Source organism: Lactobacillus sp. UMNPBX1 (assembly GCF_002554085.1).
Taxonomy (GTDB): domain Bacteria; phylum Bacillota; class Bacilli; order Lactobacillales; family Lactobacillaceae; genus Lactobacillus; species Lactobacillus crispatus.
Window position 1 is genome coordinate 50,636 of sequence record NZ_PCZI01000010.1, and the last position, 18,082, is coordinate 68,717.

General features: G+C 40.1%; 13 protein-coding genes and 3 tRNA genes. 1 reads left to right on the top strand and 15 read right to left on the bottom strand.

The window, feature by feature from the left end; all coding sequences use genetic code 11:
• Nucleotides 1–12: 12 nt before the first annotated feature.
• From rplB to rpsL, 8 genes are all read right to left on the bottom strand, one after another.
• Nucleotides 13–849 (bottom strand): 50S ribosomal protein L2, encoded by an 837-nt coding sequence (gene rplB, locus CP352_RS06690; protein ID WP_089142839.1) that lies wholly within the window; start codon nucleotides 847–849, stop codon nucleotides 13–15.
• A 15-nt stretch (nucleotides 850–864) separates the two neighbouring features.
• Nucleotides 865–1,170 (bottom strand): 50S ribosomal protein L23, encoded by a 306-nt coding sequence (gene rplW / locus CP352_RS06695; RefSeq protein ID WP_005720338.1) that lies wholly within the window; start codon nucleotides 1,168–1,170, stop codon nucleotides 865–867.
• A complete protein-coding gene (gene rplD, locus CP352_RS06700) occupies nucleotides 1,170–1,787 on the bottom strand; it encodes a 50S ribosomal protein L4 (RefSeq protein ID WP_089142838.1) in 618 nt (205 codons plus the stop codon). The genes rplW and rplD overlap by 1 nt, the downstream gene beginning before the upstream one ends.
• Before the next feature lie 14 nt (nucleotides 1,788–1,801).
• Nucleotides 1,802–2,440, bottom strand: coding sequence for a 50S ribosomal protein L3 (gene rplC, locus CP352_RS06705; protein ID WP_003625776.1), 639 nt, complete (start codon nucleotides 2,438–2,440; stop codon nucleotides 1,802–1,804).
• 23 nt (nucleotides 2,441–2,463) lie between these two features.
• Nucleotides 2,464–2,772 carry a 30S ribosomal protein S10 gene (rpsJ, locus tag CP352_RS06710; RefSeq protein ID WP_013641475.1) on the bottom strand — a complete coding sequence of 103 codons (309 nt, stop codon included), beginning with the start codon at nucleotides 2,770–2,772 and terminating at the stop codon, nucleotides 2,464–2,466.
• A gap of 315 nt (nucleotides 2,773–3,087) precedes the next feature.
• Nucleotides 3,088–5,181, bottom strand: coding sequence for an elongation factor G (fusA, locus tag CP352_RS06715; protein WP_089142837.1), 2,094 nt, complete (start codon nucleotides 5,179–5,181; stop codon nucleotides 3,088–3,090).
• Between the two features lie 33 nt (nucleotides 5,182–5,214).
• On the bottom strand, nucleotides 5,215–5,685 hold the full coding sequence (gene rpsG / locus CP352_RS06720; RefSeq protein ID WP_003549021.1) for a 30S ribosomal protein S7: 471 nt from the start codon (nucleotides 5,683–5,685) through the stop codon (nucleotides 5,215–5,217).
• Between the two features lie 15 nt (nucleotides 5,686–5,700).
• Complete coding sequence (gene rpsL, locus CP352_RS06725) at nucleotides 5,701–6,108, bottom strand: 30S ribosomal protein S12 (RefSeq protein ID WP_025014719.1); 408 nt, start codon at nucleotides 6,106–6,108, stop codon at nucleotides 5,701–5,703.
• A 183-nt stretch (nucleotides 6,109–6,291) separates the two neighbouring features.
• On the opposite strand from rpsL, the gene CP352_RS06730 reads away from it, so the two are divergent.
• The gene (locus CP352_RS06730; RefSeq protein WP_005720326.1) at nucleotides 6,292–6,975 is read left to right on the top strand and encodes an A24 family peptidase; all 684 of its coding nucleotides are present in this window, start codon (nucleotides 6,292–6,294) and stop codon (nucleotides 6,973–6,975) included.
• Between the two features lie 62 nt (nucleotides 6,976–7,037).
• On the opposite strand, the gene rpoC is transcribed toward CP352_RS06730, so the two are convergent.
• The 7 genes from rpoC to CP352_RS06765 form a co-directional block, all read right to left on the bottom strand.
• On the bottom strand, nucleotides 7,038–10,697 hold the full coding sequence (rpoC, locus tag CP352_RS06735; protein ID WP_089145584.1) for a DNA-directed RNA polymerase subunit beta': 3,660 nt from the start codon (nucleotides 10,695–10,697) through the stop codon (nucleotides 7,038–7,040).
• A 15-nt stretch (nucleotides 10,698–10,712) separates the two neighbouring features.
• The gene (locus CP352_RS06740; protein ID WP_089149952.1) at nucleotides 10,713–14,351 is read right to left on the bottom strand and encodes a DNA-directed RNA polymerase subunit beta; all 3,639 of its coding nucleotides are present in this window, start codon (nucleotides 14,349–14,351) and stop codon (nucleotides 10,713–10,715) included.
• A gap of 221 nt (nucleotides 14,352–14,572) precedes the next feature.
• Complete coding sequence (locus CP352_RS06745; protein ID WP_089150630.1) at nucleotides 14,573–17,053, bottom strand: ATP-dependent Clp protease ATP-binding subunit; 2,481 nt, start codon at nucleotides 17,051–17,053, stop codon at nucleotides 14,573–14,575.
• 104 nt (nucleotides 17,054–17,157) lie between these two features.
• Nucleotides 17,158–17,613 (bottom strand): GAF domain-containing protein, encoded by a 456-nt coding sequence (locus CP352_RS06750; RefSeq protein WP_023488511.1) that lies wholly within the window; start codon nucleotides 17,611–17,613, stop codon nucleotides 17,158–17,160.
• A 74-nt stretch (nucleotides 17,614–17,687) separates the two neighbouring features.
• Nucleotides 17,688–17,761: transfer RNA gene (locus CP352_RS06755), tRNA-Pro, on the bottom strand.
• Between the two features lie 36 nt (nucleotides 17,762–17,797).
• A tRNA-Gly gene (locus CP352_RS06760) sits at nucleotides 17,798–17,872 on the bottom strand.
• 133 nt (nucleotides 17,873–18,005) lie between these two features.
• A tRNA-Gly gene (locus tag CP352_RS06765) sits at nucleotides 18,006–18,080 on the bottom strand.
• Nucleotides 18,081–18,082: the final 2 nt, after the last annotated feature.

An 18,082-nucleotide genomic window follows, 5' to 3' on the forward strand; every position in this document is an offset into this window, starting at 1 on the left:
ACCCTCCTTCTACTACTTGCTACCTTTACGGTGACGAATGATTAACTTCTCGCTGGCCTTCTTGGTATCTCTAGTCTTAATACCACGTGCCTTCTTGCCCCATGGAGTCATAGGTTGAGGACGACCAACTGGAGCCTTACCTTCACCACCACCATGTGGGTGATCGTTAGGGTTCATTACAGAACCACGTGATTGTGGACGCTTGCCCAACCAACGCTTACGACCAGCTTTACCTAATTGAATCAATGAGTGTTGTTCATTACCAACAGTACCGATAGTTGCACGGCATGATGACAAAATCTTACGAACTTCACCACTTTGTAATCTTACTAAAGTGTAATCACCATCAGCACCTAAAACTTGAGCTGAAACACCAGCACTTCTTACGAGTTGGCCACCCTTGCCTGGCTTTAATTCGATATTGTGAATTGAAGTACCAGTTGGGATATTCTTTAATTCCAAAGCGTTACCTGGCTTAATGTCAACTGAATCACCTGATTCAACTACATCGCCAACTTTTAAGCCCTTAGGAGCTAAGATGTAAGCTTTGATACCATCAGTGTAGTGAAGCAAAGCAATGTTAGCAGTTCTGTTTGGATCGTATTCGATAGCCTTTACAACTGCCTTTGCGTTGTCCTTGTTACGCTTAAAGTCGATGATACGGTATTTTTGTTTGTGACCACCACCACGGTGTCTTACAGTGATATGACCATATGAGTTACGACCTGCAGTATGTGATTGAGATTCAAGTAAAGTCTTTTCAGGCTTTGTCTTAGTGATCTCAGCAAAGTCGGAAGAAGTCATATGACGACGACCATTCGTGGTTGGCTTGTAAATCTTAATAGCCAATTGACTGACCTCCTATTACTTGTTGTCTTCTGTGTTATCGTCTTGGAAAATCTTGATGTCGTTTGAATCGTTAGTTAAAGTAACGATAGCCTTTCTACGACGAGCGGTCTTACCAGTGTAACGACCTACTCGCTTGTCCTTGCCGCGAACGTTCATAATGTTTACGTTCTTAACTTTAACATCGAAGATTTCTTCAACAGCATTGCGAACTTGTGTCTTGGTTGCAGTTAAAAGCACGTCGAATGTGTACTTCTTATCATCCATTAAGTTCGTGGACTTTTCAGTAATGACAGGTCTTAAAATGATATCGCGTGCGTCCATTAAGCCAAAACCTCCTCGATCTTCTTAACAGCATCTTGATCTAAGATCAACTTGCCATAGTTAACAGCATCTTCAACGTTTAAGCCATTAACTGGAACAACCTTAACCTTAGTCAAGTTTCTTGCGGAAAGTTGTACATTGTTATCATCTGAAACAATTAAAACTTTACCGTCAGCATTTAAGCCGTTTAACATTGATACTAATTCCTTAGTCTTAGGAGCTGACATAGTCAACTTATCTAAAACAATTAAATCATTGTCAATCAACTTTTGGGAAAGAACTGACTTAATAGCCAAACGACGTTGCTTTCTTGGCATCGTGTATGCGTATGAACGAGGTGTTGGGCCAAATACTGTACCACCACCACGCCATTGTGGAGATCTGATAGAACCTTGACGAGCACGACCAGTACCCTTTTGTCTCCAAGGCTTCTTACCACCACCGCGAACGGCAGATCTGTTCTTAACCTTTGAGGTACCTTGACGCTTACCGGCTCTTTGTCTAATGATTGCTTCAAAAACGACACTTTCGTTAGGCTCAATACCAAAAACTTTATCGTTTAAAGTAACTTCACCAGAATCTTTACCGTTTTGATCCATAACTTTTAAATTAGCCATTCTAGTCCTCCTTCCTATTTATCAGCCTTAACAGCTTTAGAAGCAGTCTTAACAACGATTAATGAGTTCTTAGCACCTGGAACATTGCCCTTGATCATCAATACGTTCTTGTCTGCTACAACTTTTTCAATTACTAAGTTTTCAATGGTAACTTTCTTCATACCCATGTGACCTGGCAAACGCTTGCCCTTTGGTACACGGTTAATGATGGAACCCATTGAACCAGGAATTCTATGGTATCTTGAACCGTGGGTTTCTGGTCCTCTTGATTGGCCCCAACGCTTGATGTTACCTTGGTATCCATGACCTCTTGAAGTACCAGTAACGTTTACAACGTCACCTTCCTTAAATGTATCCACAGTAACTTCTGAGCCGACTTCATAGTCCTTAAGCTCAACACCGCGGATTTCCCGAATGAAGCGCTTAGGTGAAGTCTTTGCCTTATCAGCATGACCTTTTTCTGGTTTGTTGCTCAAAACTTCACGCTTGTCTTGGTAACCTAATTGAACAGCTTCGTAACCGTCTGATTCAACAGTCTTAACTTGCATAACAACGTTAGGAGTTGCTTCTACAACTGTTACAGGAACAAGGACACCATCTTTAGTAAAGATTTGAGTCATACCAACTTTTCTTCCTAAGATTCCTTTGGTCATGTTTACACCTCTTTCTATTTAAATTACAACTTAATTTCGATGTCTACGCCGCTTGGAAGATCAAGCTTCATTAATGAATCAACAGTCTTTGGTGTTGGATTCAAAATATCGATTAAACGCTTGTGAGTGCGCATTTCGAATTGTTCACGTGAGTCCTTGTTCATGTGTGGTGAACGAAGAACTGTGAATAAAGTTCTTTCTGTTGGAAGAGGAACTGGACCTGAAATTTCAGCACCAGTTCTCTTTGCAGTAGCTACGATCTTAGCAGCTGATTCATCGAGAATACCATGTTCGTAAGACTTAAGTCTAATACGAATTGTTTGACTTGCCATTAAATTACCTCCTTAACGTCTTCTTTAAAAGATGACTCGCTCGGCAAAAATTCCCCGCACGCCACTGTGGCAATGCAGCCTGGCGTGCCGCAACCTTTTGCGTCAACGCTTTACAACAATTTTCACACTTAAGGGCACACTGTCCCATAAGCACAAAGACTATTGTACTTTGTCCCTCCTTAAATATCAAGGGTTTACGACTTTTTTCTTAAATTTATTTACAAAAAAAGAGTTATCAAAATAAAAATGATAACTCTTTTTTATATGAAATTGTTTTCAATTAAGCTAACTGCATTAATCAGTTCTTAACGGAAGCTATTCAGCATCTCCGCCGCGCTTCTTAATGATGTCAGCTTGAATTGATTTAGGTGTTGGTGAGTAGTGATCAAATACCATAGTAAATGTACCACGACCCTGAGTTGATGAACGCAAAGTAGTTGCGTAACCAAACATTTCTGAAAGTGGAACAAATGAGTTGATGATCTTAGCACCTGCTCTGTCTTCCATACCTTCCATGGTACCACGACGAGCAGTGATTGAACCCATAACATCACCTAAGTATTCTTCTGGAGTAGTTACTTGAACCTTCATAATTGGTTCCAAGATAACTGCGCCAGCCTTTGAAGCAGCATTCTTCAAAGCAAGTGAAGCAGCAACCTTGAAGGCAGCTTCTGATGAGTCGACTTCGTGGTAACTACCATCGTAAAGCTTAGCCTTAACGTCGATCAATGGGTAACCTGCAAGAACACCATTCTTCATAGCTTCTTGTAAACCTTGGTCAACTGAAGGAATGAATTCACGAGGAACAACACCACCAACGATGGCATCTTCGAATTCGTAACCCTTACCTTCTTCGTTAGGAGTAAAGTCAATCCAAACGTCACCGTATTGACCTTTACCACCTGATTGACGAACAAACTTACCTTGTGCCTTAGCTTCCTTGGTGAAGGTTTCACGGTAAGCAACTTGTGGTTCACCAATCTTAGCATCAACGTTAAATTCACGTCTCATACGTTCAACCATGATGTCAAGGTGAAGTTCACCCATACCTGAAATCAAGGTTTGACCAGTTTCTGGGTTAGTTTCAGCACGGAAAGTTGGGTCTTCTTCAGTAAGCTTTTGCAAAGCAACGTCCATCTTATCACGGTCAGCCTTTGACTTAGGTTCAACTGATACTTGGATAACTGGATCTGGAACTTTCAAGCTTTCCAAAATAAGTGGGTGATCTGGGTCAGTTAATGAGTCACCAGTAGTGGTGTTCTTCAAACCGATGGCACCAGCGATATCACCTGAGAATACTTCTGGAATTTCAGTTCTTGAGTTGGCGTGCATTTGAAGCAAACGACCTACACGTTCACGACTGTTCTTTGAAGCGTTCAATACGTATGAACCTGATTCAAGAGAACCGGTGTAAACACGGATAAAAGTCAAACGACCTACGAATGGGTCAGTAGCGATCTTGAATGCAAGAGCTGCAAATGGCTTCTTATCGTCAGCCATAAGTTCAACTTCATCACCAGTCTTAGGATTGTGAGCAACGTAAGGCTTAACGTCAAGTGGTGATGGCAAGTAGTCAATAACACCGTCAAGCATCATTTGAACACCCTTGTTCTTGAAGGCTGAGCCAGCGTAAACTGGGAAGAACTTCAAGTCCAAAGTAGCTTTACGGATAGCTGCCTTTAATTCATCGTTAGAAATTTCTTCACCGCCAAGGAATTTTTCCATGATGCCGTCATCAACATCGGCTACGGCTTCAATTAAGTCGTTACGACGTGCTTCAGCTTCTTCCTTGTATTCGTCAGGAACTGGAACAGTATCCCACTTAGAACCAAGCTTATCTTCGTCGTAGATGTCGGCAACCATGTTGATTAAGTCGATAACACCTTCAAAAGTGTCAGCTGAACCAATTGGCATTTGAACAGCATGGGCATTAGCGTTTAAACGTTCGTGCAATGACTTAACTGACTTATCGAAGTCAGCACCGATCTTATCCATCTTGTTAACGAAAACAATACGAGGAACACCGTAAGTTTCAGCTTGACGCCATACGTTTTCAGTTTGTGGTTCAACACCAGCTTGGGCATCAAGAACAGTTACGGCACCATCAAGAACACGGAGTGAACGTTCAACTTCGATAGTGAAGTCAACGTGTCCTGGGGTATCAATGATGTTAATTCTGTAGTCCTTCCATTGTGCAGTAGTGGCTGCAGAAGTAATGGTGATACCACGTTCCTTTTCTTCATCCATCCAGTCCATTTGTGAATCACCTTCGTGAGTTTCACCAATTTTGTGGATCTTACCAGTGTAGTAAAGGATACGTTCAGTAGTAGTAGTCTTACCCGCATCGATGTGGGCCATAATACCAATGTTACGTGTCTTTGCTAATGGAAATTCACGCTTGTTAGCCATAAATTATTCTCTCCTTAAAATAAAACGAACGAATTAGAAGCGGTAGTGTGCAAATGCACGGTTAGCTTCAGCCATACGGTGAACGTCTTCACGCTTCTTAACTGCTGAACCAGTGTTGTTTGAAGCATCGATGATTTCGTTAGCTAAACGTTCATCCATAGTGTGTTCGTTACGTAAACGAGCGTATGAAACAAGCCATCTTAAACCTAAAGTAGTTCTTCTTTCAGGACGTACTTCAACTGGGATTTGGTAGTTTGAACCACCGATACGGCGAGCTCTAACTTCCAAAACTGGCATAACGTTGTTCATAGCTTCTTCAAATACATCAAGTGGTTCCTTACCAGTCTTGTCTTGAACAATGTTGAAAGCATCGTAAAGGATTGAAGATGCCTTAGCTCTCTTACCATCAATCATCAAGTGGTTAATTAACTTGGTAACAAGCTTTGAGTTGTAAACTGGATCTGCTAAAACGTCTCTTTTAGTTACGTGACCTTTTCTAGGCATTATTTAACTCCTCCTTTAATCTTTCTTAGTACCGTACTTAGAACGGCCTTGCTTTCTGCCATCAACACCAGCAGTATCGAGGGCACCACGAATGATGTGGTAACGAACACCAGGAAGGTCCTTTACACGACCACCACGAATTAAAACGACTGAGTGTTCTTGCAAGTTGTGGCCTTCACCTGGAATGTAAGCAGTAACTTCGATTAAGTTTGAAAGACGTACACGAGCGTACTTACGTAAAGCTGAGTTAGGCTTCTTTGGAGTCATAGTACCCACACGAGTTGCAACACCACGCATTTGTGGAGCTGGGTTGAATACTGATTCCTTCTTCATACTGTTGTAGCTGTAATTCAAAGCAGGTGACTTTGACTTAGTAACCTTTGAATGACGGCCTTTTCTTACCAATTGATTAATGGTTGGCATTAAAATTTCCTCCTAAAATTACTATTTTGTTCACACATCCGGGAGTTTCTTTTTATACTCACGAACAGACTGTTCAAAACATACAAACACTATTGTACTCGGTTTTTAATAGAAAGCAAACTTTTTCAAAATAAAAAAAGAAAAATCGGCTATTTTTGCGTAATAAATAGTGGAGGTGTTTTTTTGAAATACTTATTTATTTTTACTAACTTTATAATTGGAAGTTGCTTGGCTTCTCACGCAGCAGTAGTTTACGAGCACTGGAATGATAAAAATTTTATTTACTCACGTTCTCAGTGCAACAACTGTCACCTTGAATTATCAATTTTGGATGAAATTCCATTATTATCTTATCTTTTTCTTCAAGGAAAATGTCGTTATTGTTATCAACAAATTCCAGTTGAATTATTTTTATTTGAATTAATTGGCGGCTTTGCCTTTTGTTTACTCGATTTTAGTAAGACACAGGACATTATTACCGCTATTTTGCTTTTTTCGCTTTTAGTCGTTGCAATCTCTGATTATCAAAAGCAAGAATTTGATCTTCTCCTACTAATTCCAGCCATTAGCGTTGCGATTTTATTCAACCAATTTGCAGCTTTTACATTAATCGACTGGATCTCTTTTACATTATTGCTAGGAATTTTTAGCTATAGCATAATGCAAAGAAAAATGGGGCTAGGCGATTTATTAATTTACTTAATTATCGCTTGCTACTTCACCCCATCATTTGCCAATTTAGTTTTTCTATTTGCTTCAATCTTGGTAATTGCAATTTTTCTTATTGAAAAAACTCCTATTAACCATCGCTATCCATTTATTCCATATATTTTCCTAGGATTAGTACTAACCCAATTAATTTTTTAGACAAAAAAATAAGCATTCCCGCTCTTAAAAGATTGGAAATGCTTATTTATTTTCAATAAAGCTTAGTCTTGCTTAGCTTTATCCTTTTCTTTCATTTGCTTTTCAATATCAGCAATTGAGTATACTGAATCTGGCTTCTTAACGTCAGCTTCAGGTTCCATGCTGCGGTATACAGGCATACCAGTACCAGCTGGAATAATTTTACCGATAATAACGTTTTCCTTAAGTCCAAGAAGTGGATCATTCTTACCTCTAATAGATGCATCAGTAAGAACACGTGTGGTTTCCTGGAATGAAGCAGCTGACAAGAAACTGTTAGTTTCCAAAGCAGCCTTAGTAATACCCAAGATAACGCTTTGAGCAGTTGCTGGAATACCACCAGAAATAATAACTTCCTTGTTGCGGTCTCTAAATTGAACAATATCCATAACTTCACCTGGCAAGATGTCAGTTTCACCTGGATCAAGGACACGAACCTTTTGCAGCATTTGACGAGTTAACACTTCAACGTGCTTGTCGGCAATGTCTACACCCTGCATTCTATAAGCCTTTTGAACTTCAGCTAAGATGTACTTTTCAGTAGTTAATGTATCAGTAACTTGAATCAATTCCTTAGGATCAACAGAACCAAGAGTTAACTTGTCACCACGATGAACGTAGTCACCTTCGCTAACAGCAACTGAAGCTGTATAAGGAACACTGTAGCTTCTAGTATCAATCTTACCCTTAACAGTAATTTCACGAGTATGTTCTGCTGGGTTTTCTTGAATTGAATCAATTACACCATCAACTTCAGAAATGGTTGCACGACCCTTAGGGTTACGTGCTTCAAACAATTCTTGCACACGAGGCAAACCTTGAGTGATATCTTCAGCACCGGCAACACCACCGTTGTGGAAAGTTCTCAAAGTAAGCTGAGTACCTGGTTCACCAATTGATTGAGCAGCAACAGTACCAACTGCTTCACCAACTTCAACTTCTTCACCAGTAGCAAGGTTCATACCGTAACACTTGCGACATACGCCGTGAGGAGTATCACAGGTAAGAATTGAACGAATCTTAACGTGAGTTACACCTGCATCACAAATCTTGTGTGCCATGTTTTCATCCATCATGACATCTCTGCCGACAATAGTTTCGCCAGTTTCAGGATCTTTAACAGTCTCAGCAGTGAAACGACCAACCAAACGGTCAAATAGTGGTTCGATCATTTCGTCACCTTCCATGATGGCACTAACTGTAATACCACGATCAGTACCACAATCGTCATCACGAATAATAACGTCCTGAGCAACATCAACCAAACGACGAGTCAAGTAACCTGACTGAGCAGTCTTTAATGCAGTATCAGTCATACCCTTACGAGCACCGTGAGTGGACATGAACAATTCCAATACTGACAAACCTTCCTTAAAGTTTGAAGTAACAGGAATTTCGAACAAACCACCGTTAGGAGTGGCCATCAAACCACGCATACCGGCTAACTGAGTAAAGTTAGAAATGTTACCACGGGCACCTGAGTCTGCCATGATTGAAATTGGATTACGAGGTGCGTGAATTTGTGCAATTTCGTTTTGGATCTTGTCCTTACATGCATTCCAAATACTAATTACTCGGTCGTGACGTTCTTGTTCAGTAATCAAACCACGTCTAAATTGCTTAGAAACAACATCAACTTGTTTACGTGCCTTGGCTACCTTTTCATCCTTATCTTGGATTTCTGGAACGTCAGTCATACCAATAGTAATACCTGAAGTAGTTGAGCTAGTGTAGCCTAACTTCTTCAAATCATCCAAGTATTCTGAAGTTCTTTGAACCTTGTAATACTTGTAAATAGTAGCAATAGAATCTGACAAGAAGCTTCCCTTAAATGGACTAGCGATTAAATCATCGCCTACTTCATCGATCTTCTTATCAATCTCTTCGCCTTCACCTAAGAAGTACTTAGCATCCAACGGATTGTTCAAGTTCTCTTCAGTTGGTTCATTGATATAGAAGTAATCATCTGGGAACAATTGATTGAAGACAATCTTACCATAAGTGGTAATAAAGATGCCGTGTTCATGTCCCTTAGGCCATGGCTTTTTAGGCATAGCATCTGCAGACATACCAATAATGGTATGGTAGTGAATATCGCCATTTTCGTAAGCTACAGCAGCTTCTGCTGGTGAGCTGAAGATCATACCTTCACCTTCACGACCACGTTCGGCCTGAGTTAACCAGTAGTTACCCAAAACGATATCCTGCGATGGAGTAACAATTGGCTTACCATCCTTAGGAGCCAAAATGTGGTGAGCAGCCAACATTAACAATCTTGATTCAGCAACAGCTTCATCAGAAAGTGGTACGTGAATAGCCATCTGGTCACCATCGAAGTCGGCATTGTAGGCTTCACAAGCTAATGGGTGAAGTCTAATTGACTTACCTGGTACCAAGATTGGCTCAAAGGCTTGAATACTCAAACGGTGAAGAGTAGGTGCACGGTTTAAAAGAACTGGACGTTCCTTAATCACATCTTCAAGTACATCCCAGATATCGTCATCTTCACGGTCAATCTTACGCTTAGCATTCTTGATGTTTGATGCAATTCCACGTTTAACTAATTCATGCATTACAAATGGCTTGAACAATTCCAAAGCCATTGGACGTGGCACACCACATTGATAGAACTTCAATTTTGGTGAAACATCGATAACTGAACGACCAGAGTAGTCAACACGCTTACCAAGCAAGTTTTGACGGAAACGTCCTTGCTTACCCTTAAGCATATGTGAAAGTGACTTCAATGGACGGTTACCTGGTCCAACAACTGGACGACCACGACGACCGTTATCAATTAAAGCATCAACAGCTTCTTGAAGCATACGCTTTTCGTTTTGAACAATAATATTAGGTGCGTTCAAATCAAGCAATCTCTTCAAACGGTTGTTACGGTTGATTACACGTCTGTACAAATCGTTCAAATCTGAAGTTGCAAAACGGCCACCTTCAAGTTGAACCATTGGACGAAGATCTGGTGGAATTACTGGAACGGCATCCATTACCATCCATTCAGGCTTGTTACCTGAATTCTTGAAGGCATCCAAGATATCTAACCGTCTAATTGCACGCGTACGTTTTTGACCAGTGGCAGTTTGAAGTTCTTTCTTCAAATCCTTAACTTCTTTATCAAGGTCAACTTTCTTAAGCAAATCGCGAACAGCTTCAGCACCCATCTTAGCTTCAAAACGGTTACCGTACTTAGCTTTTTGTTCACGGTATTCAGCTTCAGTTAATAATTGCTTAGGTTCAAGGTCAGTATCACCTGGATCAATTACAATGTATGCAGCAAAGTAAATAACTTCTTCAAGTAATCTTGGAGAAATGTCCAAAACTAATCCCATTCTTGATGGGATACCCTTAAAGTACCAAATGTGAGTTACAGGTGCAGCCAATTCAATATGACCCATACGTTCTCTTCTTACCTTTGAAGAAGTAACTTCAACACCACAACGGTCACAAACGATACCACGGTATCTAACGCCCTTGTACTTACCACAAGCACATGACCAATCTTTTGTTGGTCCAAAAATTCTCTCATCAAATAAGCCATCTTTTTCAGGCTTTAAAGTACGGTAGTTGATGGTCTCTGGCTTTTTAACTTCACCATATGACCAGCTTCTGATCTTGTTAGGTGATGCAAGACCAATTTGCATACTTTCAAACTTATTTACGTCGATCAAAAGTTTAACCTCCTACTATTTAGAAACTTTATCGTCAGACTCATCTGCAGGAGCTACCGGCTTATCTGCATTTTCTTTACTGTCTTTATCTTCTGATTTTCCAGTTTCTTCGGCTAACTTCTTCTTTTCTTGCTCTTCTGCCATCCGTGACAAAGTATCGATGTTCAAGTGTTCACTTGAGTCTTCATCCATATCACGAAGTTCAATTTCATTATGGTTCATATCAAGAACACGGATATCCAAACCTAATGATTGAAGTTCCTTAACAAGAACACGGAATGATTCTGGAACACCTGGCTTAGGAATCTTTTCACCCTTAACAATAGCTTCATATGCCTTTACACGACCAACAACGTCATCTGACTTATAAGTCAAAATCTCTTGCAATGTGTAAGCAGCACCATAAGCTTCAAGGGCCCAAACTTCCATTTCACCAAAACGCTGACCACCAAATTGTGCTTTACCACCAAGTGGTTGTTGAGTAACCAATGAGTAAGGCCCAATTGAACGTGCGTGGATCTTGTCGTCAACCATGTGGGTCAACTTCAAGTAGTGCATAACACCTACAGATACACGGTTGTGGAATGGTTCACCGGTACGACCATCATAAACAACGGTCTTACCATCTTTATCAACACCTGCTTGACGAACTGTGTCCCAAACGTCATTTTCGTCAGCACCATCAAATACTGGTGTTGCAACGTGAATGCCCAATTGACGAGCAGCTGCACCTAAGTGCAATTCAAGAAGCTGTCCGATGTTCATACGTGATGGAACACCCATTGGGTTTAAACAAATATCTACTGGAGTACCATCTGGTAAGTATGGCATGTCTTCTTCTGGAACAACTGCAGCAACAGTACCCTTGTTACCGTGACGACCAGACATCTTGTCCCCAACTTGAATCTTTCTCTTTTGAGCGATGTAAACACGAACCATTGTGTTAACACCTGGTGAAAGTTCATCGCCGGCTTCACGAGTATAAACCTTAACGTCTTGAACAATACCGCCACCACCGTGTGGTACACGAAGTGAAGTATCACGAACTTCACGAGCTTTTTCACCGAAAATAGCGTGAAGTAATCTTTCTTCAGCAGATAATTCAGTTACACCCTTAGGAGTTACCTTACCTACCAAAATGTCGCCATCGTGGACTTCTGCACCAACACGAACGATACCATCAGCATCAAGATCCTTCAAAGCATCCTCACCAATATTAGGAAGTTCTCTAGTAATTTCTTCTGGACCTAACTTAGTGTCACGAGCTTCTGATTCATAATCTTCAATACTGATTGAAGTATAAACATCATCCTTAACTAATCGTTCAGAAAGCATGATGGCATCTTCATAGTTGTACATATTCCAAGTCATGAAGGCAATCAATGGGTTTTGACCTAAAGCAAGTTCGCCATGATCCATAGTTGGACCGTTAGCAATTACATCACTCTTGTCAACCTGATCACCTAATTTAACATTAGGAGTTTGGTTGTATGACTTAGAGTTATTTGAACGACGGTACTTTTCAAGTGTGTATTTGTCCAAAGTACCATCTTCACGTCTAATACGGATTTCATTAGCATCAACGTATTCAACTACACCAGCAGCCTTAGCGATTAAAGCAGCACCTGAATCGTGTGCAGCACGGTATTCCATACCAGTACCAACAAGTGAACCATGCGGATTAATTAATGGTGCAGCCTGACGTTGCTGGTTTGCACCCATCAAAGCACGGTTAGAGTCATCGTTTTCAAGGAATGGAATACATGCTGAAGCGACAGAAACAACTTGCTTAGGAATAACGTCCATGTAGTCAATCTTATCTGGAGAAACTTCGACGTTATCTTCCTTTTGACGAGCCAAGATCAACTTCTCCTTAAATGAACCATCATCATTCAATGGAGTGTTGGCACCAGCGATAATGTAATTATCTTCTTCGTCAGCAGTCAAATAGTCGATCTTATCAGTAACCTTGTGGTCCTTCCAAGAAACACGACGGTATGGGGTTTCGATAAAACCATACTTATTAATAATCGCATATGAAGCAAGTGAGTTGATCAACCCAATGTTAGGACCTTCTGGAGTTTCGATAGGACACAAACGACCATAGTGAGTATAGTGAACGTCACGAACTTCATAACCAGCACGGTCACGGGTCAAACCACCAGGCCCTAAGGCTGACATACGACGTTTATGAGTCAATTCACCTAATGGGTTATGTTGATCCATAAACTGTGAAAGTTGTGATGAACCAAAGAATTCCTTAATACTTGCAACAATTGGACGAATGTTGATCAATTGTTGTGGAGTAACTGTTGAAGGATCTTGGATTGACATTCTTTCACGAACAACACGTTCCATACGTGCCAAACCAATTCTAAATTGGTTTTGAAGAAGTTCACCAACACGACGAATACGACGGTTACCCAAGTGGTCGATATCATCAGTAGTACCAATTTCATCTTGCAATGCAAAGAAGTAATTGATTGAAGCTAAAACATCAGCTGGAGTCAAATGCTTAACGTTATCAGCAATATGACCATTTGACATTAATTTAACTTCACGTTCAGGGTCTACCTTTGAGTAAACCTTAATTTCTTGAACTGTAATAGGATCTGGTAATACGCCTTCCTTTGAAGGTTGGTAAGTTACCATCTTAAAGTCATCACGCTCAAGATATGGAGCTAACTTATCCATTACTTCGTGGGTAACTACAGTACCCTTCTTAACAACAATTTCCCCAGTATCTGGATCAGCTAAAGTTTCAGCTAAAGTTTGACCGTATAAACGGTTCTTAAGTGAAAGCTTCTTATTGATCTTGTAACGACCTACAGGTGCTAAATCGTAACGACGTGGATCAAAGAAACGGGCATACAAAAGTGAACGTGAAGAATCAGTAGTCTTTGGTTCACCTGGACGAAGTCTTTCATAGATATCCTTTAAGGCTTCAGCTACACGTGAGTCAGCTGGGTTCTTATGAACATCCTTGTCCAAAGTGAATTGCAAAGTATCACTTTGACCAAACATATCAATAATGTCACTGTCAGAGCCAATACCCATTGCTCTAATCAATACAGTAAGAGGCAATTTACGAGTACGGTCTACACGAACAAATGAAACGTTCTTTGCGTCGGTTTCATATTCAAGCCAAGCACCACGGTTAGGAATAACAGTAGTACCAAAGATTTGACGACCATTCTTGTCATAATCGCCAGTGTAATATACACCAGGTGATCTTACCAATTGTGAAACGATAACTCTTTCAGCACCGTTAACAATAAATGAACCTGATTCGGTCATTAATGGCAAATCACCAAAGAAAACATCTTGAGTCTTAATTTCACCAGTTTCTTGGTTAGTCAATTTCAAGGTAACGTGCATTGGTGCAGCATAAGTTGCATCATGGTTACGGGCTTCATCAACTGTATACTTTGGCTTTTGCAATTTATAGCCAACATATTCTAATGAAAGCTTACCTGAGAAATCGCTAATCGGCATAATGTCATCAAAGACTTCTTTAATGCCTTTATCAAGAAACCACTTATATGATTCGGTTTGAACATCAGTTAAGTTAGGTAACTTCAATACTTCCTTAATGCGGGAGAAGCTACGTCTAGTTCGATGTTTACCGTAGTTCACTACGTGTCCATTTAACAAGGAAAAACATCCTTTCTGTCTAAGAAAGCAAATATTACATTTCTGTTACAAATTCAAAAAACTGCAATTTTAGGCATAAAAAAGACAAAAACAACAATTGTCGTTTTTGTCCCTTATCATTTTGCTGGACAATAGATCAGCAAAATCCTGAATCTCAGTCTTTTTAAATCAGCAAAAATTATATGATATTTTCAGCATTTTGTCAAGGTATAGCACCAATATCACTTGACTTTTACAGTTTCTTTCTTCGGATTAACTACTTCAAATTTCAAATGTCCATGCTGACTACCAATTTTCAAAGTGTCGCCTGACTTAACTTCGCCTACAATCAACATCTCGGCAATCTTGTCTTCAATATCATTTTGAATTGCTCTTCTCAATGGTCGAGCACCATTTTCTGGATCATAACCATCTTGTGCAATCTGATCCAGTGCTGCCCGTGATAGCTTCAATTCGATACCCTTCTTTTGCAAACGAACTACCAGCTTGTGCGTTAACAAAGTTACAATATTGCGCAGCTGCTTCTTATCTAGTTCATCGAAGATAATAGTTTCATCGATTCTGTTTAAAAATTCTGGACGGAAGAATTGTTTGATTGCTTGTTCAACTTTAGCTGATCTCGCCTTGGCTGGATCTGCATTATCTGCATTGAAGCCGACTGCCTTATTATCAAAGAGCGAACGAGAACCTAAATTAGAAGTCATGATTATAATTGTATTTCTAAAGTCAACTTTTCTACCTTTGGAGTCAGTCAAAAATCCTTCATCTAAAACCTGCAAAAGCAAGTTAAAGACATCTGGATGAGCTTTTTCTACTTCGTCAAGCAAAATAACCGAGTATGGATGACGACGAACCTTTTCAGATAATTGACCGCCTTCTTCATAACCGACATAACCTGGTGCTGAGCCGATTAATTTGCTTGAAGCAATTTGGTCCATATATTCAGACATATCTAGCCTAATCAAATTGTCTTCCGAGCCAAACATTGCTGCTGCAACTGATTTAGCCAATTCTGTCTTACCAACTCCAGTTGGTCCTAGGAAAAGGAATGATCCAATTGGACGTCGCTCATCCTTGATGCCACTTCTACTACGACGAATAGCACGGGCAACTGCAGAAACAGCTTTATCTTGTCCAATCACGCGTTGATGCAAGATCTTTTCCAAGTTAGCCAATTGCCGTGACTCATTACGCTTCATTTGAGTAACAGGGACGCCAGTCCAGTCGGAAACCACTTTAGCAATATCTTCTGGCTCAACCACAGCTTTAGCACTAACTTTGTCTTTCAACTTCTCTACCATTGCTTCACGTTGCATTTCTAAGTTGTTCTGCTCATCCTGCAATTGAGCAGCTTTAACAAAGTTTTGACTAGCGGCAGACATATTCTTTTGCGTAATCAGTTTCTTAATTTGCTCATTAACTTTTTCTAGCTCAGCATCATTGCTAATGTTATTACGAATCTTAACTGCGGCACTAGCTTCATCTACTAAGTCAATCGCCTTATCTGGCAAAAAGCGATCCGAAATATAGCGCGTTGACAAATCAACTGCATCCTTCAAGCTCTCATCAGAAATAGTCACATGATGGAACTTTTCATATTTCGACTTCAAGCCACGCATAATTGTCAAAGTATCATCTCTTGAAGGCTCACTTAAGCGCACTTGTTGAAAACGACGTGCCAAAGCTTGATCTTTTTCAATGTACTTTTGATATTCATTAAAAGTAGTTGCACCAATCATTTGAATATCGCCACGAGCAAGCGAAGGCTTCAAGATATTAGAAGCATCAATTGCACCTTCAGCACCACCAGCACCAATTAAAGTATGCATTTCATCAACAAAGAGAATGACATTGCCATCCTTGGTGACTTCGTTCAGGATTTTCTTCATTCTGTCTTCAAACTCACCACGATACTTAGTCCCAGCAACTAAACTACCTAAATTTAAGGCCATTACCCGTTTCTTAAGCATATCCTGTGGCACTTTTTTGTTGACAATCTCAGTTGCAATCGCTTCAGCAACAGCAGTCTTACCAACTCCTGGTTCACCAACTAAGACAGGATTATTCTTAGTCCGTCGAGACAAAATTTGAATCACACGCTTAATTTCTTGGTCACGGCCAATCACCGGATCAATCTCGCCATTACGCACACGTTGATTTAAATTAACCGCTACCTTATCTAAGTTAGGAGTAGTGCTCTTGCGCTTCTTTTGACCAGTCGTCGTGTTATCATCACCCAGCCAATTAGCTGAATCACCAAAGTCTTGGTCTTGACTCAAACTGTCTTCAACATCCTGCTGCAAGCGAGGAATATCAACATTCAAGTTTTTCAAAATCATTGCTGATAAAACCTGCTCACTTGCAGTAATTCCCAGCAAAACATGATTAGTGTTAACTTCCTTAACTCCATCGTTATTAGCTCGTCTTCTAGCATAATCCAAAGCTAAACTCAAACGTGGTGACATTTCCATGTAGCTTGCCTTAGGGGCAGAGCCATAACCTGTATAACGTTCAATTTCTTCACGTACTGCAGTTGGTGTTAATCCCCATGAACGCAAGATTTTTCCTGCTTCACCGTCAGTTTCAATTACTAGAGCCAATAAAACATGTTCTGTGCCGATCAAGCGATGATGAAAATTTTGTGCTTGTTCACGTGCAATTTTCAATACTTGATTAACGCTCTTACTATATGAATTTTCCATACAAACACCACCCTTTAAAATACGTTATGGTATTTTACTTTTCTTTTGTCAGTAAGTAAAACAATTTGACTTATCTTCAACTTCATTATGTCCAATTCTAATAATTACGCAAAAATTGCTTTCGCTATTTCAGTTAAATACTTTTTATCAATTTCGTCAAAATTAGCTAGCTTGGTCGAATCAAAATCAAAGACGCCCCAAAGTTTTCCCTGATTAAAAATTGGGACAACGATTTCCGAATTTGAAGCACTATCACAAGCAATGTGACCAGCAAATTCATGTACATCCTTAACAATCTGCGTTGTTTTTGCTTGTGCAGCCGTACCACAAACACCTTTTCCCATTTGAATATGAACACATGCTGGCATCCCTTGAAACGGACCTAAAATTAATTCACCATTTTCATAGCGATAAACACCTGCAAAATTCACATCATTTAACGAATTAAACAAAAGAGCAGATAAATTAGCTGTATTAGCAATCCAATCATCTTCTCCCTCAATCAAAGCTCTAGCTTGCTCCACTAATAATTTGTATTTTTCTTCAGTAGTTGCCGTCATTTTTAATCTCCCTTTAAGTTTTAAAAGATATTATAACAAAAAGAAAAAAGCTACCCAAACGGATAGCTTGTATATCGGGAAAATCGGACTTGAACCGGCGACCTCTACGTCCCGAACGTAGCGCTCTACCAAACTGAGCTATTTCCCGTAAAAAAAGACTCACCACTTGGTGAGCCTTCTATCTTGGAGCGGAAGACGGGATTCGAACCCGCGACCCCCACCATGGCAAGGTGATGTTCTACCACTGAACTACTTCCGCAACAACAAGTATAATTATAGCAGTTCTTTGATACATTGCAATACTTTTTTGTAAAAAATTCAAAAAGTTTTCTTACATCTAAAACTACATATATGGAAAAATAAAAAGCTCATCCAAAGATGAGCTTTTGTCTTGGAGCGGAAGACGGGATTCGAACCCGCGACCCCCACCATGGCAAGGTGATGTTCTACCACTGAACTACTTCCGCAA

Bases quoted from the DNA above. Each gene is read 5' to 3' on its own strand.
- rplW (WP_005720338.1), bottom strand. From the start codon at position 1,170: ATGGACGCACGCGATATCATTTTAAGACCTGTCATTACTGAAAAGTCC.
- rplD (WP_089142838.1), bottom strand. From the start codon at position 1,787: ATGGCTAATTTAAAAGTTATGGATCAAAACGGTAAAGATTCTGGTGAA.
- rplC (WP_003625776.1), bottom strand. From the start codon at position 2,440: ATGACCAAAGGAATCTTAGGAAGAAAAGTTGGTATGACTCAAATCTTT.
- rpsJ (WP_013641475.1), bottom strand. From the start codon at position 2,772: ATGGCAAGTCAAACAATTCGTATTAGACTTAAGTCTTACGAACATGGT.
- fusA (WP_089142837.1), bottom strand. From the start codon at position 5,181: ATGGCTAACAAGCGTGAATTTCCATTAGCAAAGACACGTAACATTGGT.
- rpsG (WP_003549021.1), bottom strand. From the start codon at position 5,685: ATGCCTAGAAAAGGTCACGTAACTAAAAGAGACGTTTTAGCAGATCCA.
- rpsL (WP_025014719.1), bottom strand. From the start codon at position 6,108: ATGCCAACCATTAATCAATTGGTAAGAAAAGGCCGTCATTCAAAGGTT.
- CP352_RS06745 (WP_089150630.1), bottom strand. From the start codon at position 17,053: ATGGAAAATTCATATAGTAAGAGCGTTAATCAAGTATTGAAAATTGCA.
- CP352_RS06750 (WP_023488511.1), bottom strand. From the start codon at position 17,613: ATGACGGCAACTACTGAAGAAAAATACAAATTATTAGTGGAGCAAGCT.